We start from the raw sequence: 21,039 nt of genomic DNA on the forward strand, positions 1-21,039 counted from the left end.
AGAAATGGGTTGGACATCGCCCGCGCAGCGCTGGTGACCTTGAACACCCGTCGTGGGACAACTGCCACCCGTGCCGAAGTAGTGGGCAATCTTCGATTTTATTCTTTCGCCTGAGAACCAAATTCGCTGCCGGAGATTTATATGCCGCGCACTGAGGACGCGTAGGCTCAGGGCGTTTTGAAATGCGCCAAAACCCCAGCGGAGCCCACATGAAGCTGTTCGCCTGCCAGAACTGCGGCAATCCGCTGTACTTCGAAAACACGCGCTGCGAGCGCTGTCAGCATAACACCGGCTACATTCCCGAGCTCGAAGTCATGACCGCGGTAAAGCCGGACGGGGACAAATGGGTCGCTCTCGTCGATCCCGGCAAGCGATACCGCTTCTGCGCCAACTGGGAGCTTCACGCCTGCAACTGGCTCGTGCGTACCGACAGCGGCGCAACGCACTGCCGCGCCTGCCAGCACAACCGCACCATCCCGGATATTTCAGATCCTTCGCGGCACGCCTTGTGGAAACGCATCGAAGAGGCCAAGCGCCGCCTGGTATACTCGCTCATTAAGCTCAAGCTGCCGATGCCCTCGCAAGCGAGCGGCGAGCAGACGCCCCTCGTATTTGACTTTCTTGCCGATGCGCCCCAGCAGCAGATCATGACCGGCCACGACGACGGCATCATCACCATTTCGTTGCGTGAGGCCGACGACGTAGCCCGCGAGGAAACGCGCAACTTTCTGCATGAGCCCTATCGCACCTTGCTCGGCCACTTCCGCCACGAGGTCGGGCACTTCTATTGGGATCGGCTGGTGCGCGATGGCGGCGAGTTGGAGAGCTTCCGCGCCGTCTTCGGCGACGAGACCGCCGACTACGGTGCCGCGCTTCAGCACTATTACGACAACGGCCCGGCGCCGAACTGGCAGCTCAACTTCGTCTCCGCATACGCGACGATGCACCCCTGGGAGGACTTCGCCGAAACCTGGGCGCACTATCTGCACATCGTCGACACGCTCGAGATGGCGTACGCGTTCCATCTGTCGGTAAATCCGCGCATCGAGGAAGCGCCGAGCGCGACTGTCGATCACAATCCCTATCGCGCAGCGAATGTCACCGCGCTGATGGGGGCGTGGCTGCCGATCACCTTCGCGGTCAACAGCCTCAATCGCAGCATGGGGCAGCCTGATCTCTACCCGTTCATCATCTCCGAGCCCGCGATCGCCAAGCTGCAGTACGTGCACGACCTCATTCACGGATCGCTGGCAAAGCCCGAAAAGCTGGACGAACCACGGACTACGCCGCAGCGAAGCGGATGGCTAGGCGTCAAGCGCCTCATCGGCGCCGCCTGACCAGGCGACGCACAACACGGAACAGGCTCACGCGTCGAATGACAGCGTGAGCCGGCTCCAGTCGACGATCATTAGCGGTTCCGTCGAGGCGATGCTCAGCACTGCACGCGCGACCTCGCGACACGAGGCATCGCTTCCGTTGAGCAACAGCGTCATCGCATCGACGATGACGCCGCTTGCATCTGGCACGACGACGACACCGACGCCCCCCTCCGGGCCGAACGCCGCAACGCGCGCCACTGGCTCTGGCGCGGAGAACGTGCCGCTCGAGACGATGTCGAAAGCCTGAAGCCGCGCCGCCAATGCCGTAATGGTGTCAGCAAAAGGCAGGCGCAGCGAAGCCAGCGTCATCGGCGCTTCTGCGCGCACGTAAATATCCGTCCAGCCGCTATCGCCGCCCGCCGCATGCGCCGTCGCAAAATCTCCGATGCGCGCAAATTCTGCTTCGCACCAAGCGCGGCAAGGGGCCGGAAGCACCTCAATCTGGCCCCAATCGTCCTCGTGCACGAACAATTCGCGCGGCGATTTTTCGCTTCTCACCCAGCGTTTCATCAATCGTCGAAGCATTGCGGCCATGGCTCGCGGTCGTGTCATGCCCCAATTTACGGGCCTTTCGCCGCTACTCATGAAGCATTAGGGCCACACTGATCGCGCCAAACTCCATCTGAGCAAATGCGAGACGACTCGCCACGGGAAAGCGCCGTTAATCTGCCGCGAGCAGGGGTGCAATAGCGGGGTTAACAGATCATTTCTCGGGGGAAGATCAGTATGGGGACCAGATTTCCGGTCGTGCGCATCGTACGCGCACTGGCTACAGCCGTCGCGCTTGTGTCATGCGCCGGCATCGCCAACGCCGGACCCTACAGCGCGCGTCGTTGCGCTGGCGTCGACTACAACGCGATGGTCCTCGACATCATTGCCGGACTGCCTACGGGCGGCGGCTACAGTATTGGCTCCGATTTCGTGGCCCCGACGCTGCAAGCGCACAACGTCGGCAACGGTCGCTGGGAGCTGCGCGTCTACGACGGTCATCCTTCACACTGCACCAGCGCGACTTACGCGCTGTTCGCTCACCTTGTCGCGACGCTGCAGAACGATGGCCGGATCAATCTGACGCCAGATCAGCTGCGCACGCTGGACGCCAGGCAGCGCGCCGCCGATGGCACGCAACTGGTCGACGGCCAGGGCCTGTTCGGGATCTTCAATTCAAATGGCGCGGGCGCTGCCGCTCTCTTCAAGCACACCGGCGTCGGCATGAGCTTCCGCGACGACAAGCTCGCCTACGCACGCACTGGCGACTTCCTGAAAATGTTCTGGAACGACAATGTCGGCGCATCGGAAAGCGGCCATCAGGTCGTGTATCTCGGTCAGCGCCAGGTCGATGGCCGGGACATGATCTGCTTCTGGGGCAGCCAGCATCAGCGCGTGAAGAAGCGCGGCGGCCGCAAGGAACAGCTCTACTTCCCCGCCAAGGCTGGAGCGAAGGTCTCCAACGGCTACGGCCAAGCCTGCCGCCCGCGCAGCGACATCAAGGACATGATCTTCTCGCGCATCACATGCATGGAGCATCTGTCGGCTGGTCTCGACACGATGCAGGCACAGGCGAATGCAGCAGGCTCCGGGCCGATCGGCGTCTCCCGTCCGTTCGTCGACGAGTTTCTCTATTCGTTGCGCCGCAAGTCGTCCGATCAAGCAACGCTCGATCGCAAGTACGACATCACGACCGTACCGTCGTCGCTCGCCAATCTCGCCGCGGCTCCCCGATAGCCGCCGCGCCTCGGACGCTCAGCCTTCGACGTCCGTGATCACGTTCGCTTGGCGCAGTTCCCGCACAGTGGGGTACCAGACGTCATCGGCTGGCGTGGCGAAGATGCGCGTGATGAATTCTTCCGGCACGCCGGCGCCTTGCAGCAAGTTCGCGGCGTGCGCCTGTAAACGGTCGAGGGCGACCTGCGTATTGCCAGCCATGGCGTGAAACCCGAGCTTTGCACCCTCACCCAGCGTGCGATGGCTGCCGCCCATGAACGCAAAAATGCATGCGCTGCCGCACATCGACGTCGTGCTCGTATCTAGATTGCCGGCCCGGATCATATCTCCAAGACGCAATCCAACCGCATAGTGCCCGCCAGGACTATCGAGCACGACATTGGTGACGCCGGGGTTGTCGCGCAGCGCAGCCACGAACTCGTCGTGCAGGCCCCATGACATGAACCCGGTGATGACGATCGTATCGCCATCGACAGTGACCGAGTGCTCCTGCTGACCGATCCAATCGGCATCCGTCGCCTCGGCGTAGTAGCTGGCCATATTGCCGGGCAGTCCGGCAAAAGCGAATAACGCAAGTGCGAGGCTCGACAGCGCCACCGCCCGGCCTGTCCAACGCGTGAACCAGGAGCGGCTTGGCGCTTTGGTCTTCGCTGTTGCACGCCAGGTGCCAATCAGCTGCCATACCGACACCGCCGCGATCAGCGCAAAAAGCAGCGCTGCGGTGAGCATGCTGTTCGATGGCGTCTGCCCAATCGTGAAGTCGCCCAACCAGCTCAATCCGCCGAGGATCACGATCCATGGCAACAGCAGAGAAATGACAAGAACGCTGAGCCAGAACGGGGCATCCCCGCGCCACTGCTTCGAAATGAATTTAAGCACAGGTCACCGCCATTGGATCGCTGCAGCACCTTAATCGACACTCGCGTCCTCCGAAATCATGCTTGCGCGGAGCCTTGATCCGGGTGAGCTTAAGAGCGCACGGCCTTTTTCCGGGGATCCATTTTCATGTATTGCTTGCCGCACGCGCGCATCCTTGGGATGTGCACCTTCATCATGGCATTTGCCCATCCGCAACTGGGGCCCGATGCGCTCCGGCTTCCTCACCCGGGCCTTGCCACTGCCGAAGACGCCGGTGGCGCGGAAAAAGAAGCGTTCGCTGAAGCCAAGGAGCTTGGAACGCGCGAAGCCTGGGACGCCTACCTCGCCAACTTTCCCACCGGCTTCCATGCCGACATGGCGCGCGCATACCTGAAAAAGCTCGAAGGCGGCCAGCAGGCTGAGACACCCGCGCCACCGCCGGCCGCTGCGCTGCCGCCCACCGATGACTTTCCCATTGTCGCCGGTTCGTGGGGCGGCGTTGTTCGCGCCGGTCCCGGACAAAGCTACAAGAAGCTCGACAGCCTGGAGGAGGGCCAGTCCGTCACGCTGATGGCGCGCACGGACGTGATGGAGGACGGCTATCCCTGGTTCAAGATTGCCTATGAGGACGACAGCAGAGGCTACCAGTGGGGCGGCATTCTCTGCGCCGTCGGTGCCGAGCGCCCAGACGTCTATAAGACGTGCCCGTCCGGCAAGAAGGCCAAGAGCACTGACAGCAACAAGACCTCAAAGACCGCCAGCAAGCCGAAGAACTGCTCCAGCGGCCGCATCATGATCGAAGGCAAGTGCATCAAGAAGTCTTCCGCGGTCTCCTACTGCGGCCCAGGCTTCCGGCCCGAAGGCGGCAAATGCGTCCCGGGCTACAAGGCCCCGCCCGCCAACGCCCCGCTCTCGAACGAACAGAGGAAGGCCGTGGGCAAAGGATGTCCGAAGGGGCAGGTCTGGAACGCCGCCGAAGGCTGTCACTACGACGACTGACCCGCGACGCCGGCCGATCAACGGCGCGATTGATCCGGTGTCCGCTGAGGCGGGCGCCGCTGAAATCGCGCCACAATCAGGATGTTATATCATCCGAGTTGTCCTAGACGGGAGATCGATCATGAAGCCGTGCACGTCCGCGCTCATCGGCGCCATCCTTGCTTCCGGCGGATGCCTCAGCCTGCCGGCCGTCGCCTTTGCCTCCGACACCGCCGCAGCAACGTCTGCTGCCGCCCAGTCCGCATCTGCTGCCGTAACACCGGGCGACGCAGTCGGCACCTGTCACGCAGGCAAGCACGCCCATTCCTCGACCTGCACCTGCGCCCGCTGCGCCGCCGCTTCCGAAACGCGTTAACCCCCTTCGACGCAACAGCCTAGTTCTGTAGGCGCGATCACGTCGCGGCAGCCTGCGCCCGCGACGGATTGCCTTGCGCGATTGCTAACCATGTCCCCATCCGCGTTGACCTAAATCAAAAAACGCAAGGCGAATGCGACGTCTTAGTTCGTTGACGGCTGCGCCAAGTCATTGCCCATTGCCGCCGTCCCGAGGGCTGCACGCAGTGCCGCGCTCGGGAAATCCTTGACCCAGCCAGGCCGCGTTTCGGCGGCCAAGCCACATCATCCCATTCGACGAGCATTGGAGACGAGACGATGACTGTTGCCGACCCTAGCGTTGTGTTCGCTGATGGCAGCCTGCGCGGCCGTTACATCCTTGCCGTGGCGAACGCGGTGATGGCCGCCGTGGTCGGCACGCTCACGCTCGGCATCGGCTACGGCATCGTCGGTGCGCTGGTGCTGGCCCTGCTGCCCTTCATGCCGGTCATCGTGCCCGCGCTGGTCGACTTCGTGAAGGAGAGCCCGTTCGGCGCGGCCCTCGGCGCCTTCCTGCTGGTCTGGATTCTCGGCGGCATCTTCATCGGCCTGAAGTTCGCCGTCGGCGTCGCGCTCGTTCTCGCGCCGACCATGATCCTCCTGATCGTCATCCTGACATTCGGCAAGCCCATCCCCGCCGGCCACCACTGACGATAGTCGCCTGCGTGCGCGCCTGCGCCCCTTAAGTAAGCCGCAAAGCACTTGCTGCTAGCTTCGCTTCGGCAAGTCTGCGCATGGGGCGGGGTGTAGCGTGGCTGGAATAGAGATTGCCGAAATCGGCAGCTTTCACGTCGGTGGCGGCCTCACCAAGCTCGAGGGCATGCCGCCCCGCGATCGCGTCAGCACACCCGGTGGCCCCACCTATCACGTCGATCAGAACGGCGAGATCGTCGCCGGGCAGATGTACGTCCAGTTCCACAAGCTGGCATCGCCCCGCGCCCGCGCGCCGCTGCTCATGTGGCATGGCGGTGGCATGACCGGCGCCTGCTGGGAATCGACTCCCGACGGCCGCGCCGGCTGGCAGACGTTCTTCCTGCGCGCCGGCTTTAACACCTACGTCTGCGATGCGGTCGAGCGCGGCCGCGCATCCTGGGCGCCCTATCCGCAGATCTATCCCGAAGCCCCGTACTTCCGCACCGCCAAGGACGCGTGGGAGGACACCTTCCGCTTCGGCCCGCGCGGCTCCTGGCATCCCGATCCCGCGCAGCGCCGCCCATATCCCGGCTTGCGATTTCCGGTGGACGCCTTCGAGGCCTTCCTCGCGCAAGGCGTCCCGCGCTGGGCCTGCAACGATGCGCGCACGCTCGCCGCTTACGACGCGCTCATTCGTCGTCTCGATCCCGGCGTCATCGTACTCGCGCACAGCCAGGGTGGCGCCTTCGCGCTCGCCGCCGCGCTCAACGCCCCCGATCGCGTGCACGCCGTCATCGTGCTCGATCCGTCCGGTGCGCCCGATCCCGCCACGTCCGATGCATCCCGCCTGTGCGGCGTCCCGCACCTCTTCATCTGGGGTGACAATTGGCAGGACAACGATTTCTGGCGCCGCTCGCGTCCGGCGTCGGAGCATTGGCGCGACGCGCTTCTCGCCGCCGGTTGCGACGTCACGCACATCGACCTGCCGCAGCGCGGCATCGCCGGCAATTCGCACGCGCTGATGGCCGACAACAACAGCGACGACATCGCCCGCATCGTGCTCGACTGGCTGACCGCGCGCGGCCTCGAAGGCTGATCTAATCGCTTACGCCGAAGTGATCTTCGCCGTCGCCCCGCCCGGCGGCGTGATGCCCATCGACACATAGACGCTCATCAATTCGTCGATGCCGCCCTCCGCGGGCTCGATCCACGCCGCCGGCACGTACACCAGCGCGCCGCCGAACGGCACCGGTGCCGATGGAATGAGCACCGCCAGATACTGGTCGCCGCCGAGCGTCACCGGCGTCTTCGACGGCAGCAGCGCCAGCACCGCCGCGCCGGGCTTGCCGCCGAAGAAGCACCACGCCGGGCTCATGCCCTTGAGGCTGTCGCCGTTCTTGGTGTCGACGATCGAGACGAAGCGGCTCGCGAGGTCATAGACGTTGGAGATCAGTGGGACGCGCCGGATCAGCCGGTCGAACAGCTCCGCCACCCAGGTGCCGAGCTGCGAATGCACGAGCAGGCCGAGCGCATAGATCGCTGCACCGATCACGCCGAGCCCGATCAGGTACGATGTGAATTCCGAGGGCCCCACCCCGAAGCCGAGCGACCCGAGCAGCCGCCCGAAGCCACTGTTCGGCCCGAAGTACTGGTTGACCAGCGACAGCAGCCACGCCGTGACGAAGATCGTCAGCAGCAGCGGCAGCGCAGCAATCAGCCCCGTCAGAAATATCCGCCCAACCCTGCCCATGCGCTTTGCTCCCCGCCGCCCTGAATCCCTCCCGCAACCGTCCGCAACGCTGCCGCCGGCGTCAAGATCTTAGTGCCAATTGCAGGCTGCATATTGGACTTCGTTTCACAACGCTCGCTAGTCGGTCGCCGCTGACCTATGTTTACGCGTCGCGAATCCCACGAAACGGAATGGCTATGATTCCTGACTATCAGACATTGATGCTCGCTGTTCTAAGAGCTGCATCACAGGGCGAAGTGAAGATATCCGATGTCATTCCGACGCTAGCTGACGAGTTCATGCTTTCCGAGGCGGAGCGTGCTGAGATGCTTCCTAGCGGACGCATTACTCTCTTTGCTAATAGGGTTCATTGGGCGAAGACATACTTGAAACAGGCCGGACTAATTAGCCAAACGCGGAGAGCTCACTATCAGCTTTCATCACGAGGACGAGATGCGCTTGGGGCCAACCTTAGCCGAATAGACAATAGCTATCTTTCTAGGTTCCCAGAATTTCTCGACTTTAGAAATCGCAGCAAAGCCGATGATAGCGATGTGGTCGTTAAGCCGTCAGAGCATCTAAGCGCCGAAAAGGAAACGCCAGACGAATTGATGCGCTCCGCGCACTCCCAGGTTCTCGGGGAACTCCGGGAAGAGCTACTTGATCGCCTTGTGGGGAGTTCACCTGCCTTCTTTGAGCGCACGATCATTCAATTGCTCGCGTCGATGGGATTTGGTGGCTCGGTGGAAGGTGCGGGACGAGCTATCGGTCAATCGGGCGATGGTGGTGTCGATGGCGTGATCGACCAAGATAGCCTCGGGCTGGACAGAATTTATGTTCAAGCAAAGCGCTATGCTTCAGAAAACAAAGTAGGCGCTCCTGCCGTGCGCGATTTTTTCGGCAGTCTCGATCGCTTTAAGGCGGCGAAGGGAGTGTTCGCGACTACGTCGGATTTTACTGCTGACGCCGTAGATACCGCGGCCATGTTGAGCAAGCGGATCGTACTTGTAAACGGCAAGAGGCTTGGAGAATTGCTCATTCGTCACAACGTGGGATGCCGTATCCAGGAGACGCTCCACATCAAGAAAATTGATGAAGATTTCTTCGACGAATGAAGTCTCCAGTTCAATGCCCCGGTCGTGCCGTCTTGCGCGGACGGCCGCGCCGGCTCTTCTTCTCTGCCTCGATTTGAATCTCCGTCGTGCGCCTGCGCGGTCGCCTGCTCCAGGTCAGTGACAGCCCCCCACGCATGGCGTTGTTGTGGCGGGCCAGCCACGAGGAGCTGCTAGGCGCCCTTGCTGCGCGACATTGTGGCGGCGGTACCGCGCAACTTGTGAGAGTGTCGAGTTCTTTCATTCAGCTTTTTCATCCAGGTCGAGAACCACGCCGATGGTCAGCCGTCTCTCCCAGGTGCTAGCGCTTGCCCTCTTTGCCGCCGTGATGCTGCTTCCCAATTCTGCCGACGCTGCGAAGCTGCACTTTGGGTCGGACGAGAAACTCCACGTCTTGGCCGAGACCCAAATCACCAACGAAGGTAAGCGGATTTCGCTCTGCTATAAAACGTATACGTATTTCCTCATCGGGGGCGTCTACACCACGGATGAGTATGTTCTGTGTGAGGGCGGAACTTCGACGAGGTATTGGCCGATCCCGCAAGGTGCCCCGCTTGCCAACCTGCAGCAACAGGGTCTGTTGCCGTCGCCGTTGCCGGCCTACACGCGGCCAACCACCGACTATTTAATGGGCTATTCCCTGTGGCTGCTGATCCTGATCGTCGCGGTGTGGGGCTATCTTGACTCAAGACGTACGAAGGCGGCGGCCCCCAGGAAACTCGCTCAGCTCAAGACCACCACGCGCCGCGTGATGGCGAGTGTGACGTTGGCGTCTGCGACACCAGACCGTAGCGCGGCGGTCGCACGCCAAATCTACCAGCAGCTTTTCGGAGAGCCGTTGGCGGAAGGCGATTTTGCCGAAGACGTGGCTTGGGTTCAACGCGAGCCAGCCACATTTGAAGGCTTCCTCGGCGCCATGGGCCGGCAGTTCGACAACAATGCGAGGGCAATGTTGCTGCGTGCAGCGGCACACGTCGCGATGGTGGACGGGACGTTGGAAAATGCGGAAGCAATGCTCCTTCGTCACGTCGCGGAGAAGCTAGGCCTAAAGCCGAAGGAGGCAGACGCGTTCGTGCAGTCGTTGCGCCGACAGGCGATTGACCCGGGCTTTCGGGCTGCCTGAACTCCAGCTCAATGCCCCGGCCGGCCCGTCTTGCGCGGGCGGCCGCGCCGGCTCTTCTTCTCGGCCTCGGTCTGAATCTCCACCGTGCGCGCCGGCTTCTGCGGCGGCGTTCCGCCCTTCGGCGGCAGCATCGCGTGCGGCCCCATCTCGTCTAGCGTCGGCTTGTGCGGCCCGCGCACATGTTCTCCGAACGCGCCGGCCTTCTCGCGTGCATCGACCTTCGGCGCCCGCGCGCTGATATCGCTCGCGGGCTGATCCACGCCATCCGGCGCGGGCTCTCCGCGGGGGCGGGCCTCGGGCCCGGCGGCCGCTTGGCCGCTTGCCGCTTCGCGGCGAGGGACGGCGCGGTCGGTGCCCGGGCCCATGTTGTCGAGCGATGGCTTGCGCGCACGCGTCTGCAGCGGCACCGCGCTCTGCTGCGCGTGCGTCGGCTGCACCGGCTGATACTCGGTTGCAATGCGCGACCCACTTCTCTCTCCCCCTTGATGGGGGAGGGAACCACCGGGGGCGCCGCCGTCCTTCGGCGCGCCGCCGTACTTGCGCTCGCCCTTGAAGGCGCCAGCCCTGTCTTCCACTTCCGCCTGCCGCGCCAGCGGATCGTCCGACACCGCGAGCTCCGTCTCGCGCAGGCGCTTGATCTCATCGCGCAGCCGCGCCGCCGTCTCGAACTCGAGGTCGGCCGCGGCCTCGTGCATGCGCCGTTCCATGTCCTCGATGATCGTCGCCAGGTTGTGTCCCACCATCGGCGCATCGGCGAGGCCGGTATCGACCGTCACGTGATCCTGCTCGTAGACCGAGGAGAGCACGTCCTGGATATTGCGCTTGATGCTGGCCGGCGTGATGCCGTGCTCGGTGTTGTACGCCACCTGCTTCTCGCGGCGGCGGTTGGTCTCCGCAATCGCGCGCTCCATCGAGCCGGTCATGTTGTCGGCATAAAGGATCACGCGCCCGTCCACGTTGCGCGCCGCGCGCCCGATCGTCTGAACCAGCGACGTCTCCGAACGCAGGAAGCCTTCCTTGTCGGCATCGAGAATGGCGACCAGCGCGCACTCCGGAATGTCGAGGCCCTCGCGCAAGAGGTTGATGCCGATCAGCACGTCGAACGCGCCGAGCCGCAGATCGCGGATGATCTCGATACGCTCCAGCGTCTCGATGTCCGAGTGCATGTAACGCACGCGGATGCCCGCTTCATGCATGTATTCGGTGAGGTCCTCCGCCATGCGCTTGGTCAGCGTCGTCACCAGCGTGCGATAGCCGCGCTTAGCCGTCTCCTTCGCCTCGAACAATAGATCGTCGACCTGCGTCTTCGCCGGCCGGATGATCACATCCGGATCGGTGAGGCCGGTCGGGCGAATGACCTGCTCGACGAACGCCCCGCCCGTCTCCTCCATCTCCCACGTGCCCGGCGTCGCCGAAACGAACGCCGTCTGCGGGCGCATCGCGTCCCATTCCTCGAACCGCAGCGGACGATTGTCCATGCACGAGGGCAGGCGGAATCCGTATTCGGCCAGCGTCGCCTTGCGCCGGTAGTCGCCGCGGAACATGGCGCCGATCTGCGGCACCGTCACGTGGCTCTCGTCGACGAATACCAGCGCATCATCGGGCAGGTACTCGAACAGCGTCGGCGGCGGATCGCCCGGCCGGCGTCCGGTGAGATAGCGCGAATAGTTCTCGATGCCCGCGCACGAGCCCGTCGCTTCCATCATCTCCATGTCGAACAGCGTGCGCTGCTCCAGCCGCTGCGCCTCCAGCAGCTTGCCGTTGGCATACAACTCTTCCAGCCGCTGCTTCAGCTCCGTCTTGATCGACTTGATCGCTTGCTGCAGCGTCGGCTTCGGCGTCACGTAGTGCGAGTTGGAATAGATCTTCACGAGCGACAGCTCGTCCGCCTTCTGCCCCGTCAGCGGATCGAACTCGACGATGCTCTCCACGTCATCGCCGAACAGAGAGATACGCCAGGCGCGATCTTCCAAATGCGCCGGGAACAGCTCGATGGTGTCGCCGCGCACGCGGAAGGTGCCGCGCATGAAGTTCACATCGTTGCGCCGGTAGTGCAGGGCGACGAGATCGGCGATCAGCTGGTCGCGCGACAGCCGCTCGCCCACCTGCACCGTGAACGTCATCGCCGTATACGTCTCCACCGAGCCGATACCGTAGATGCACGACACCGACGCCACGATGATCACGTCATCGCGCTCCAGCAGCGCGCGCGTCGCCGCGTGCCGCATGCGGTCGATCTGCTCGTTGATCGACGATTCCTTCTCGATGTACGTGTCGGTGCGCGGCACATACGCTTCCGGCTGGTAGTAGTCGTAGTACGACACGAAGTACTCGACCGCGTTGTCCGGGAAGAAGCTCTTCATCTCGCCGTAGAGCTGCGCCGCCAGCGTCTTGTTCGGCGCCAGGATCAGCGCCGGCCGCTGCGTGCCCTCGATCACCTTCGCCATGGTGAACGTCTTGCCCGAGCCGGTCACGCCCAGCAGCACCTGGCTGCGCTCGGTCTGGTTGATCCCGTCGATCAGATCGCGGATGGCCGTCGGCTGGTCGCCCTTCGGCTCGTACTCGGAAACGATGTTGAACGCGATGCCGCCTTCGGACTTCTCCGGGCGCGGCGGCCGATGCGGTGTGAACGCGAGTTCATCGCCCGAGACGAGCGGATGCGCCGCCAGCATCGGTTGGCTCAGCAGGATCTGCCGCGCCTGCTCGGATCGCTGCTCCGGCTTGGCCAGCAGCGCGTTGAGGTACTGCCCTAAAGATTCGCCGCCGAACGGCGGTCGCGGCCCCTGCTGACGCAGCGCCGGCAGCGGCTTGTGCTCCGCCTCGCCATCGTAGGCGGGCCGATCCGCTCTCGCCGTTTCGACGGGGAGAGGGCCAGGGTGAGGGGCAGAAGCTGCGTGAGGGGCAGAAGCTGGGTGCTGCGCATGAGGGAATGCAAGAGCCCTGAGACTGTCGAACACCGCCTGCGGGGATTCGCCCATGCCTGGCGCTTCAGTGCCTTCAGCCCGCGCAGCGTCCGCGGCATTGGCGGTCTGCGGCTTGCGGCCGGCCCTGCCGCGCGCCCGCACCTCCGGAGTGCCCGCCGCGGTCTCCGCTGGTGGAGGCGTCGGCTTGCCGGAGCGCACGCGCGAGGGGCGCGGCTTGGGTGTCTTGTCGGGATCCTTCGGGGGAGGCGGCATGGCCCGAATATGGCGCTGCGCGAGCCTCCACTCAAGCCAGGGATTTGCAGGAGTGTGATCGAGCTCCGACAGCTGGGCGGCGAGTTATCGCCTGCCACCATGTGGGCGACACTCATCACTGTAGCATCATTGCCGTGTCGTTGTGGTCGACTTGCAATAGTTTGTGCACAGCAGGTTCGATTCGACTTGCGATCAGCGGGGGCACGACTATGCGGTCCAGACTTATACTAGCGATCATTGCCAACTTTGTTTCTGTTCCGGTTGCTTTCGCCGACGGCGAGCCGGTCGCCATTTCCGGCGTGCCGCCATCTACGCTCGCCCGCGGCATCTACGTCGGTGTCTTCGGCGGCGGCGGCTATGGCAGCTCCACTGACATCACCCAGCGAGGCACCGCCTATTTTATCGAAGCCCAGGGCGGCCCCTTGGCTGTCAACGCAAACGGGAGCACCGGCGGCGGCGGCGTGGGATTTGTCGGCGGCCAGGTCGGCTACGAATTCTCGCGCAACGCACTCATGCTGCCCGCATTCGAGATCGAGGGCTTCTATCTTGCTTCGGGAACCCGGCAAGGGATCGTGGAGAGCCCCAACGACCGGCTCGGCGAGCACAACTTCGACGACAGCTTCAAGGTCAACAACACCGTGTTCCTGGCGAACATGGTCGTCAGCTTTCAGACGTCGTACTACGGCTTGACGCCTTACATCGGCGGCGGCATCGAGCGCGCGTTGCCGCCAACAGCGCGGATTCTCTACAGGTCGATCCGCCGGAGCCGGGCGTCAATCACTTCAATTCGAACACCGATTCCTCCGCTTGGACGTTCGCGGCGCAGATCAAGGCCGGCGCCCGCCTGCCCCTCAGCAGCAATGCATACCTCTTCGGCGAATATCGCTACCTTTACATCGGCTCCACCGAGCAGACTTACGGGTCCACCGTCTATCCGGGCCACGCCGCCACCAGTCCTTGGACGGTTAATATGGACTCGACGTCCTTTCAGCTCGCGACGGGCGGCATCGGCTTCAATTTCTGAGCCCGCGCCGCCGGGACTTCGCGTCCCGGCGGCCATTCCCGCGTCCCGCCGTCACGAGTGCCCTTCAGGGCACACGGTGTGGCCGACGGGCCGCCTAACCAACATGGTGCGATTTGACACTTGATTGATGCATCAATGGACTGCATCAACCGGGGAGGGGGCACGGCATTGGAACGGTAGATTGATTTAGGATGATGCATTCAACTGTACGGCGTTTGAAACTACTCGCCATTTTCACGATTGCGGCGATTGCCCCGCTGATGGCGCTCACGAACGAGGGATCGGCGCGATCGAGCCGCTCCGCAGAGCAGACGGCGCAGCGCGACGCCGGCGAGCCGATCATGGCGATCATCTCGATCAAATCGCAGAAGGTCACCTTCTACGACGCGGACGGCTGGATCATGAAGGCGCCCGTGTCCACCGGCGTCAAAGGACGCGAAACGCCCGCCGGCGTGTTCGCCGTCCTGCAGAAGAACATCGACCATCGCTCCAACCTCTACGACGACGCGCACATGCCGCATATGCAGCGCCTCACCTGGAACGGCATCGCCATGCACGGCGGCCCGCTGCCGGGATACGCCGCCTCGCACGGCTGCGTGCGCCTGCCCTACGGATTTGCCGCCGACCTGTTCGACAAGACGCGCATCGGCATGCGCGTGATCATCTCGCCGGAGGATTCAGCGCCCGTCGAATTTTCTCACGCGGCATTCCCGGTGCCGAACGCCGAGGCGGTCGCCGCCGCACCGGCGCGCGCCGAAACGCTGGCGCGTGACGCAGCCGAAGCCGCCAAGGACGTCGTCGAGACCAAGAAGGCGGTCAAGCTCACCGCGCGCGAGGCAGCCTCCGCAAAGTCGGCGCTGCGTAAGCTCGAACGCCAGAAGGCCGCCGCCGACGAAGCGCTCGCCGATGCCGAGAAGGCCATCGCCTCCGCCAAGAACGACGAGGCCAAAGCGCGCGCGGAAGAGCGCAAGCTCAAGGCCGCCACCCGGGTAACGGAGACGACCGCCAAGCTCGATGCCGCCCGCGCCGACGCGACGTCGAAAGCCGATGCCGCCACCAAGGCAGCCGATGCCGCCAAGGCCGCCGCCGCCCGCAAGATCGAGACGGAAAAAGCGGCCGAGGATGCAAGGCTCGCGCTGGTCCCGGTCTCGATCTACATCAGCCGCGCCACGCAGAAGCTCTACGTCCGCCGCAACACGGGTAAGCCGTGGTCGGACGGCGGCGAGGTCTTCGATGCCAGCATCGAGGTCCCGGTCACCATCCGCGACCCCGAACGGCCGATCGGCACGCACGTGTTCACCGCCATGTCCGAGGGCGATGGCGGCCTCAGCTGGAGCGCTGTCACCATCGACCACGGCGATGAAGCCAAGCAAGCGCTCGACCGCATCACCATCCCGCAGGAGGTGCTCGATCGCATCGGGCCGACCGCGCTGCCGCGATCCTCGATCATCGTTTCGGACGAGCCACTCAGCCGCGAGACGAACTACCGGACCGAGTTCGTCGCCGTACTGAGCAACCAGCCGCAGGGCGGGTTCAAGACGCGCAAGCCCACGCCGCGCATCGAAGCTTTCCCTGCGAATGCCTGGCAGCCGAGCCTTTTCGGCTTCTTCGGCCAGCCCAAGCAGCAGCAGAACAAGAAGCGCCAGCGCCGCCACGGCCCGCCCGGCAAACCCGGCTTCTGGTGATCTCGCAGCGGGCGGCCCCACGCCGCCCGTTGCTCCCGCTTCAGGTCGAGAGCGCTCGCGGCGATGTCGGCACGCAAGCATCCCGGCCGCATGACAGGGAACGGACGCCCTACTCAAAGGTGAACTGGCCAGGGCTGCGCGCCTGCCAGTGCTTCACGACGGGCGCGCCTTGACTTTATGACCGCCCTCGCGCTTCCCTATCGGCCCGGACTTGCCTGGCTCTGCCACCGGCTGGGCAACGACCCCAGTCCGCCGCTAGGTTAATTGAAGCTATCGAGCCGGTTCTAGGTTTCATGCCAGACTCCCGCGACTCTATGCGAGCTTCGATGAACACCGCCCATTTCAAATCCATTGTCACCCACTCCTTCGACGCCATCATCTCGAAGGACCTGACCGGCACGGTATTGAGCTGGAACGAGGCAGCCCACCGCATTTTTGGTTGGTCGCCCGAAGAAATGATCGGTCGCTCCATCGAGACCATCATGCCGGCAGGACGCCTCCACGAAGAGCAGCACATTTTGCAGCGCATCCGGGCCGGCGAGATCGTACCGAAGTTCGAAACCATGCGGGTTCGAAAGGACGGGAGCATCTTCCCCGTCGCCATCACGATTTCCCCCCTGGTGGATGAGGTCGGCGCCATCATCGGCGCCTCCAAGATCGCGCACGATACGACCGCGATGGTCGAGATGCGCACGCGCCTCGAAGAAAGCGAGCGCCAGTTCCGCGCGCTGGCCAACACCATCCCTCAGCTCGCATGGATCGCCGACGGCGACGGCTGGATCTTTTGGTACAACGACCGCTGGTTCGATTACACCGGCACCACGTTGGAGCAGATGCAAGGCTGGGGATGGACCGCGGTGCACCACCCCGATCATGTCGAACGCGTGAAGCAGCGCATCCAGCTCAGTTGGAGCACGGGCCAGGAGTGGGAGGACACGTTCCCTCTGCGCAGCCGCGACGGCGACTATCGCTGGTTTCTATCCCGCGCCAAGCCGCTGTTCGGCGACGATGGAAAAGTATGGCGCTGGTTCGGGACGAACACGGACATCACCGAGCAAAGAGACCGCGAGCAGCAGATCGATCTATTGATGCGCGAGATCGCCCACCGCGCAAAGAACATGATCTCGATCATTCAGGCAATCGTCACGCGCACCACGGATAAGGAGGCTTCCGCCAAGCTCGTCGCGCGCCTGGGCGCACTGGCGAGAAACCAGGACCTTCTCACCCACCGCAACTGGCGCGGTGTAACGGTCGGCGATCTCATCGTCTCTCAGCTTGCAGCAGTCGATGATCTGATCGGCACGCGCATCGTGCTGGACGGCGAGTTGGACACCATGCTCTCGCCCCCCGCCGCCGAAGCCATCGGGCTCGCCATTCACGAGCTGACGACGAACGCGACCAAGTACGGCGCCCTGTCCTCGAATGAAGGAAAGCTGCAGATCTCCTGCTCGACCAGCGACGAGCAAAGCGGAAAGACGTTCCGCCTGTCGTGGCGCGAGACCGGCGGCCCGCCTGTCACCGCGCCCAAAAAAGCCGGCTTCGGCACCGTCATGATCGACCGCAACCCGCGCTTTGCATTGAACGCGGTGGTCGAATGCCGCTTTGATCCGAGCGGGTTCGTCTGGACACTCGAGGCGCCGATGGAAACAGTGACCACCGCACCGGCCCAGCCCCACTAGCCCACCCCGCGCCCGCGCTGCGGATGCATTCAACTAAAGCTAGGTGTTCCAGGGGAGCTGAGACTTCCCACACTTACAGGAAATCACCTTCGCTCCCGGCACAACGATATCGGAGCGAATATGTCGCCCACAGTGTTTGCAAATAAATAGAGCAGCGAGCTTTTGGATATCCTCTAGAAGAACGTCGATATCCGCGCCCACGATCTTGTCCGGATTATCATGCGAAACAAGATTGGCGATGAGAGCGGAGCCCGCAAGATCAGAAAATATCTGCGTCTTGAGAAGATCGGGTGATTTGTCCTTCAGCGTCGATCTGAGCTGGCTGATTAGCTCGTCGGCCATGCGTTTCTCGTTGATGTCGTTGAAGCGGAAAGCAACCTTCACTTGGAGCGCGTGACAGACTCCTTTCAAGACAAGCTCCAGCAGCTTGCGCAGGTCATTGGTTACGTCCTCCTTGCCCTTCTTTTGTTCGATGATCTCCGTCAGTGTCGCGGGGCTGTTCTCAAGAACGATGCCGTTGGTATCATCGGAGCGTACTTCATGAAACAGCCAGCCGTGCTGTGCCATTTCCTTCTTGATAATGTCGAACCAAATATTTTCATGCGTCAGGATGATGATCTGCCAGTCCGAAAACTCGTCTCGCAAAAGGCGCAGGAGCCTGCGCCGATGGGAGGTGTCGAAACTGGTGACGATGTCATCAAGAACAAGAAACCTCGCGTTTTTGTTGAAGATGCGAGCATTAGCGAGAAAGAGCACAACACCTAGAGAATTCAGATGGCTCTCGCTTAGGTATTTGCGCGGCGGTTGCGTCGGCTTGCCGTGGAACGAGTATTCGAACTCGACACCTTCCTCACCGACCATGGTTAGGCGCACGTTATCGATGCTCTCTTTGGGATGGAGCTTCTGATAGTACCTACCGACATCGGCGCTGATCGAATCCAGTACAGCCTGCAGGGCCGCATTCTGAACGGTGACAAATCGTTCGAAGATCGTGGAGAGGGTCAGGATTTGCGCCTCATAGGCGCCAATTGTGCGCTGAGCGCGCTCGAACTCTCGCACCTGCCGTCCGAGGGTTTCCAGCTTGCTAAGCGCGTTCGCGACCTTCTTTTCGAGTTCGGTCAGGCCAAGCTTGGCCGCATCGTCCTTTGCTTTGACGGCGCTGCCTTCGCATTCGGCTTGGAAAGCCGAGAGGCCATCGTCAAAGCCTTCGGGCGGCTTTAAGACCTCAAGGGCATCGAAGGCACCCCCCAGACCCTTGTGATAGGTGCGGAGCAGAGTGGTTGCAGCACTTGCGGACGCCACGAGGGTTTCGTAACCGCCAAGGTCCTTATAGGTCTCCGCGATACTACTGGCGCGTGTGCTCACCCCGATGATTGTCTGAAGAAGCGTGTCTTTCAGCCCCTTTGTGGCGTCGAGCTTTCCCTGAATTTCCGCCATATCGGCCAAACGCGTGGTCACGTCCTCTTGGAGCCTGGCGAGATCGAACGGGCTTAGACAGAAAGGACAAGCATCATCGGTGTAGGTGTCGACACCAATGACGGCCTGGCCTTTGGTCAGGAAATCGCTTAGCCGCAGCTTGTCGACACTTTCGCGTTCTCTGGCCAACGCATTGTAGCTGTCTGCGAATGTCGCGGCCTGTGAAAGAAACCTGTCAATATCGCCCTTCAGCGTTTCGGAGGCAGTAGCGAGCCGTGCCAACTGTTCGGCAGCCTTGATCTTCTCGGCACTGTTGCCGAGACCGCGAAGTTCCTCCAGGGCTTTATCGAAGGACGCCTCGTCAGTTACGGTGATCGTCAGGTCAAAAGGAGCGACAATATCGTCAGCGATGGCGAGGAAGCTTTGCCTATCAGGAACGACTTGCCCGACTAAACCCACCATGTCGACTTGCAGCGTTTCTGAAAGCGACTTTGCGCCAGCATAGGGACCATCCTTCTTCAGCGCATTGCCGGTCTGCTGAAGAACATCTCGAAACTGTGTGATTTCCTCGTAGCCGATAATGTCAGCGATCGCTTTGCGCTTTTTTCCCTTTTGCTCATCCAGGAATTTAACGATATCGGCGTGCCTGAGAATGATGCGGTCGTCCTTGATAGCATCTACAAGCACACGAGCCTTGTCATTAGCAAAGCCGGTGCTTGTCTTGAGATCGGCGGACAGGCTCTTGGCCCCGTAGTTGTCCTGACCGTCAAATCTGAGCTCGACAGTGGCATCGTTCGTGCCTGCCAGAACGTGACGCAGGGCCTCTTGTTTGCAGTCCTCGCGCCAGAGATGACCAACCTGATCCTGAATAAACCACTCAATGGCATCGGTGATGGTGCTCTTGCCGGAGGCGTTTTCGCCAAAGACGGCAAGGCTTCTTGTCTTGCTTCCGAAATCAACCGTAAGGGGAAAACGTGCACCGCGAAAGGCCGATATCTGAATACGGCGGAGCTTGGTCATGACTCACCCTTTGTCCTGCTGAATATCGCCTTTCAGCACCCGGCTGCGGGCATCTTCCAGCTGACGCAAGAGGTTTGTGCGAGTGAGCTTCCCTTTGCTGCGCAATTCTATGATAGCGGACACGCTCGACTGTTCGAGGTGTTCATCCTTGGATTGCTCATCCAGAAAGTCTGAGAGAACCTTTGCGGCGGATCGTATGTTTTCAGTAGTCACAATCGAAACCCTTCACTAATATGTCATAATGCCAATCATTTTCGCAAAAACGTACAACCTGAGAGAGCAAGAGGTCAAGTTTGTTCAGGGCGTAGCCGGAATCTATTTCATCTTCCTGGAGGCCGTGGCAATTACCTATCCGTTTGCAACTTCAAGGCTGATCTATATTGGCATGAGCGAGTCTCGCCAGAACTCCATTGCGATGCGCCTACGCAGCCATCTGACAGGTCAATCGGGCAATCTTGGCATCGCTAATTACGCAAAGGCCTACAGCGTGAAATTCACCTTCTATTCCGCTGATGTCCTGAGGAGTTACGGCAGCGATAATATATTTGATATGGAGAGTTTCTTCCTAAGCAATTTTCTTGAAGTTCATGGAAGCTATCCGATCTGTAACGGACAGGCAGGTCATCAGCTTTCCGTGACAGGTCAGAAGCCGAGCGCCAGCATCGATTGGGCATTCTTCGAATAACGTTCCTCTCACCTCAGTATTTCCATACACCAAAGTTCGCTTCCGTGCCGCACAAGCCATGCCGGCGTCGCGTGGCAGCACCTGATGTCGGTGCCATTGTGGAGGCCAACACATCCCCTTCTGCAAAGTCTGCCAGCGGCAGTCGGTAGCAGGGTAATCCTGCATCGTCGCTTCGGTGCAGCAACGCCCTTCGTTCGGCAGCATGCGCGAAGTGAGCATCGAACTGCATCTCAACCCACCCTCCCAACTAATCCCCGCCCTCAACACCAGCCATACACTTCCCCCACTCCTGTCCGTCTGGGACGCAACAGCTGAGCGGCTAAGCGGGACGGGAGACGGTGCCTGGTTGAGGCAGATGCCGACCCGTCTCGGCGTCTGACGCGAGGGTAGCTCCCTCATATTCCGGGGCCATCGATCGGGGCTG

18 protein-coding genes are annotated in these 21,039 nt (G+C 62.1%); 12 read left to right on the top strand and 6 right to left on the bottom strand.

The window, feature by feature from the left end; all coding sequences use genetic code 11:
* The first annotated feature begins 209 nt into the window (after window positions 1-209).
* On the top strand, window positions 210-1,337 hold the full coding sequence (locus tag ACP15D_RS17715) for a zinc-binding metallopeptidase family protein (RefSeq protein WP_424958739.1): 1,128 nt from the start codon (window positions 210-212) through the stop codon (window positions 1,335-1,337).
* Window positions 1,338-1,364: 27 nt separating this feature from the next.
* On the opposite strand, the gene ACP15D_RS17720 is transcribed toward ACP15D_RS17715, so the two are convergent.
* A complete protein-coding gene (locus ACP15D_RS17720) occupies window positions 1,365-1,877 on the bottom strand; it encodes a hypothetical protein (protein ID WP_424958740.1) in 513 nt (170 codons plus the stop codon).
* 228 nt (window positions 1,878-2,105) lie between these two features.
* Between ACP15D_RS17720 and ACP15D_RS17725 the strand changes: the two genes are divergently transcribed.
* The gene (locus ACP15D_RS17725; RefSeq protein WP_424958741.1) at window positions 2,106-3,104 is read left to right on the top strand and encodes a hypothetical protein; all 999 of its coding nucleotides are present in this window, start codon (window positions 2,106-2,108) and stop codon (window positions 3,102-3,104) included.
* Window positions 3,105-3,122: 18 nt separating this feature from the next.
* Here the strand turns inward: ACP15D_RS17725 and ACP15D_RS17730 are convergent, their stop codons facing one another.
* Window positions 3,123-3,983: a hypothetical protein gene (locus tag ACP15D_RS17730; protein WP_424958742.1), complete on the bottom strand. Its 861-nt coding sequence runs from the start codon at window positions 3,981-3,983 to the stop codon at window positions 3,123-3,125.
* 126 nt (window positions 3,984-4,109) lie between these two features.
* Between ACP15D_RS17730 and ACP15D_RS17735 the strand changes: the two genes are divergently transcribed.
* The 4 genes from ACP15D_RS17735 to ACP15D_RS17750 all read left to right on the top strand — a co-directional run bounded on the left by ACP15D_RS17735 (window position 4,110) and on the right by ACP15D_RS17750 (window position 7,062).
* On the top strand, window positions 4,110-4,961 hold the full coding sequence (locus ACP15D_RS17735) for a hypothetical protein (protein ID WP_424958743.1): 852 nt from the start codon (window positions 4,110-4,112) through the stop codon (window positions 4,959-4,961).
* A 121-nt stretch (window positions 4,962-5,082) separates the two neighbouring features.
* Window positions 5,083-5,316 carry a hypothetical protein gene (locus tag ACP15D_RS17740; RefSeq protein ID WP_424958744.1) on the top strand — a complete coding sequence of 78 codons (234 nt, stop codon included), beginning with the start codon at window positions 5,083-5,085 and terminating at the stop codon, window positions 5,314-5,316.
* Between the two features lie 296 nt (window positions 5,317-5,612).
* Window positions 5,613-5,984, top strand: coding sequence for a hypothetical protein (locus ACP15D_RS17745; RefSeq protein WP_424958745.1), 372 nt, complete (start codon window positions 5,613-5,615; stop codon window positions 5,982-5,984).
* Between the two features lie 100 nt (window positions 5,985-6,084).
* Entirely contained in the window at window positions 6,085-7,062 is a 978-nt protein-coding gene (locus ACP15D_RS17750) for an alpha/beta fold hydrolase (RefSeq protein ID WP_424958746.1), read from the top strand.
* A gap of 9 nt (window positions 7,063-7,071) precedes the next feature.
* On the opposite strand, the gene ACP15D_RS17755 is transcribed toward ACP15D_RS17750, so the two are convergent.
* Window positions 7,072-7,716, bottom strand: coding sequence for a DUF502 domain-containing protein (locus ACP15D_RS17755; RefSeq protein WP_424958747.1), 645 nt, complete (start codon window positions 7,714-7,716; stop codon window positions 7,072-7,074).
* A 170-nt stretch (window positions 7,717-7,886) separates the two neighbouring features.
* Here ACP15D_RS17755 and ACP15D_RS17760 point away from each other — a divergent pair, with 170 nt between their 5' ends.
* Both ACP15D_RS17760 and ACP15D_RS17765 read left to right on the top strand, forming a co-directional pair.
* Window positions 7,887-8,810, top strand: coding sequence for a restriction endonuclease (locus ACP15D_RS17760; protein WP_424958748.1), 924 nt, complete (start codon window positions 7,887-7,889; stop codon window positions 8,808-8,810).
* 274 nt (window positions 8,811-9,084) lie between these two features.
* On the top strand, window positions 9,085-9,930 hold the full coding sequence (locus ACP15D_RS17765; protein ID WP_424958749.1) for a TerB family tellurite resistance protein: 846 nt from the start codon (window positions 9,085-9,087) through the stop codon (window positions 9,928-9,930).
* A gap of 8 nt (window positions 9,931-9,938) precedes the next feature.
* Here the strand turns inward: ACP15D_RS17765 and uvrB are convergent, their stop codons facing one another.
* Window positions 9,939-12,908, bottom strand: a complete 2,970-nt coding sequence (gene uvrB, locus ACP15D_RS17770) for an excinuclease ABC subunit UvrB (RefSeq protein WP_424959266.1) — start codon at window positions 12,906-12,908, stop codon at window positions 9,939-9,941.
* A 407-nt stretch (window positions 12,909-13,315) separates the two neighbouring features.
* On the opposite strand from uvrB, the gene ACP15D_RS17775 reads away from it, so the two are divergent.
* From ACP15D_RS17775 to ACP15D_RS17785, 3 genes are all read left to right on the top strand, one after another.
* Window positions 13,316-14,254: a hypothetical protein gene (locus tag ACP15D_RS17775; protein WP_424958750.1), complete on the top strand. Its 939-nt coding sequence runs from the start codon at window positions 13,316-13,318 to the stop codon at window positions 14,252-14,254.
* 67 nt (window positions 14,255-14,321) lie between these two features.
* Window positions 14,322-15,815, top strand: coding sequence for a L,D-transpeptidase (locus ACP15D_RS17780; RefSeq protein WP_424958751.1), 1,494 nt, complete (start codon window positions 14,322-14,324; stop codon window positions 15,813-15,815).
* Between the two features lie 326 nt (window positions 15,816-16,141).
* Window positions 16,142-17,494: a PAS domain S-box protein gene (locus ACP15D_RS17785; RefSeq protein WP_424958752.1), complete on the top strand. Its 1,353-nt coding sequence runs from the start codon at window positions 16,142-16,144 to the stop codon at window positions 17,492-17,494.
* Between the two features lie 39 nt (window positions 17,495-17,533).
* On the opposite strand, the gene ACP15D_RS17790 is transcribed toward ACP15D_RS17785, so the two are convergent.
* Together ACP15D_RS17790 and ACP15D_RS17795 are read right to left on the bottom strand one after the other, a co-directional pair.
* On the bottom strand, window positions 17,534-19,930 hold the full coding sequence (locus ACP15D_RS17790) for an AAA family ATPase (RefSeq protein ID WP_424958753.1): 2,397 nt from the start codon (window positions 19,928-19,930) through the stop codon (window positions 17,534-17,536).
* Between the two features lie 3 nt (window positions 19,931-19,933).
* Entirely contained in the window at window positions 19,934-20,143 is a 210-nt protein-coding gene (locus ACP15D_RS17795; RefSeq protein ID WP_424958754.1) for a hypothetical protein, read from the bottom strand.
* 28 nt (window positions 20,144-20,171) lie between these two features.
* Between ACP15D_RS17795 and ACP15D_RS17800 the strand changes: the two genes are divergently transcribed.
* Window positions 20,172-20,615 carry a hypothetical protein gene (locus ACP15D_RS17800; RefSeq protein WP_424958755.1) on the top strand — a complete coding sequence of 148 codons (444 nt, stop codon included), beginning with the start codon at window positions 20,172-20,174 and terminating at the stop codon, window positions 20,613-20,615.
* The last annotated feature ends 424 nt before the right edge of the window (window positions 20,616-21,039 follow it).

The sequence above is a fragment of the Hyphomicrobium sp. 1Nfss2.1 genome (assembly GCF_965243865.1).
In the GTDB taxonomy this organism is placed as follows: Bacteria; Pseudomonadota; Alphaproteobacteria; order Rhizobiales; family Hyphomicrobiaceae; genus Hyphomicrobium_A.

Excerpts from the sequence above, each read along its gene's own strand:
- ACP15D_RS17715 (WP_424958739.1), top strand. The coding sequence starts at position 210 with ATGAAGCTGTTCGCCTGCCAGAACTGCGGCAATCCGCTGTACTTCGAA.
- ACP15D_RS17725 (WP_424958741.1), top strand. The coding sequence starts at position 2,106 with ATGGGGACCAGATTTCCGGTCGTGCGCATCGTACGCGCACTGGCTACA.
- ACP15D_RS17735 (WP_424958743.1), top strand. The coding sequence starts at position 4,110 with ATGTATTGCTTGCCGCACGCGCGCATCCTTGGGATGTGCACCTTCATC.
- ACP15D_RS17740 (WP_424958744.1), top strand. The coding sequence starts at position 5,083 with ATGAAGCCGTGCACGTCCGCGCTCATCGGCGCCATCCTTGCTTCCGGC.
- ACP15D_RS17745 (WP_424958745.1), top strand. The coding sequence starts at position 5,613 with ATGACTGTTGCCGACCCTAGCGTTGTGTTCGCTGATGGCAGCCTGCGC.
- ACP15D_RS17755 (WP_424958747.1), bottom strand. The coding sequence starts at position 7,716 with ATGGGCAGGGTTGGGCGGATATTTCTGACGGGGCTGATTGCTGCGCTG.
- ACP15D_RS17760 (WP_424958748.1), top strand. The coding sequence starts at position 7,887 with ATGGCTATGATTCCTGACTATCAGACATTGATGCTCGCTGTTCTAAGA.
- ACP15D_RS17765 (WP_424958749.1), top strand. The coding sequence starts at position 9,085 with ATGGTCAGCCGTCTCTCCCAGGTGCTAGCGCTTGCCCTCTTTGCCGCC.
- uvrB (WP_424959266.1), bottom strand. The coding sequence starts at position 12,908 with ATGGGCGAATCCCCGCAGGCGGTGTTCGACAGTCTCAGGGCTCTTGCA.
- ACP15D_RS17775 (WP_424958750.1), top strand. The coding sequence starts at position 13,316 with ATGCGGTCCAGACTTATACTAGCGATCATTGCCAACTTTGTTTCTGTT.
- ACP15D_RS17780 (WP_424958751.1), top strand. The coding sequence starts at position 14,322 with ATGATGCATTCAACTGTACGGCGTTTGAAACTACTCGCCATTTTCACG.
- ACP15D_RS17785 (WP_424958752.1), top strand. The coding sequence starts at position 16,142 with ATGAACACCGCCCATTTCAAATCCATTGTCACCCACTCCTTCGACGCC.
- ACP15D_RS17790 (WP_424958753.1), bottom strand. The coding sequence starts at position 19,930 with ATGACCAAGCTCCGCCGTATTCAGATATCGGCCTTTCGCGGTGCACGT.
- ACP15D_RS17800 (WP_424958755.1), top strand. The coding sequence starts at position 20,172 with ATGCCAATCATTTTCGCAAAAACGTACAACCTGAGAGAGCAAGAGGTC.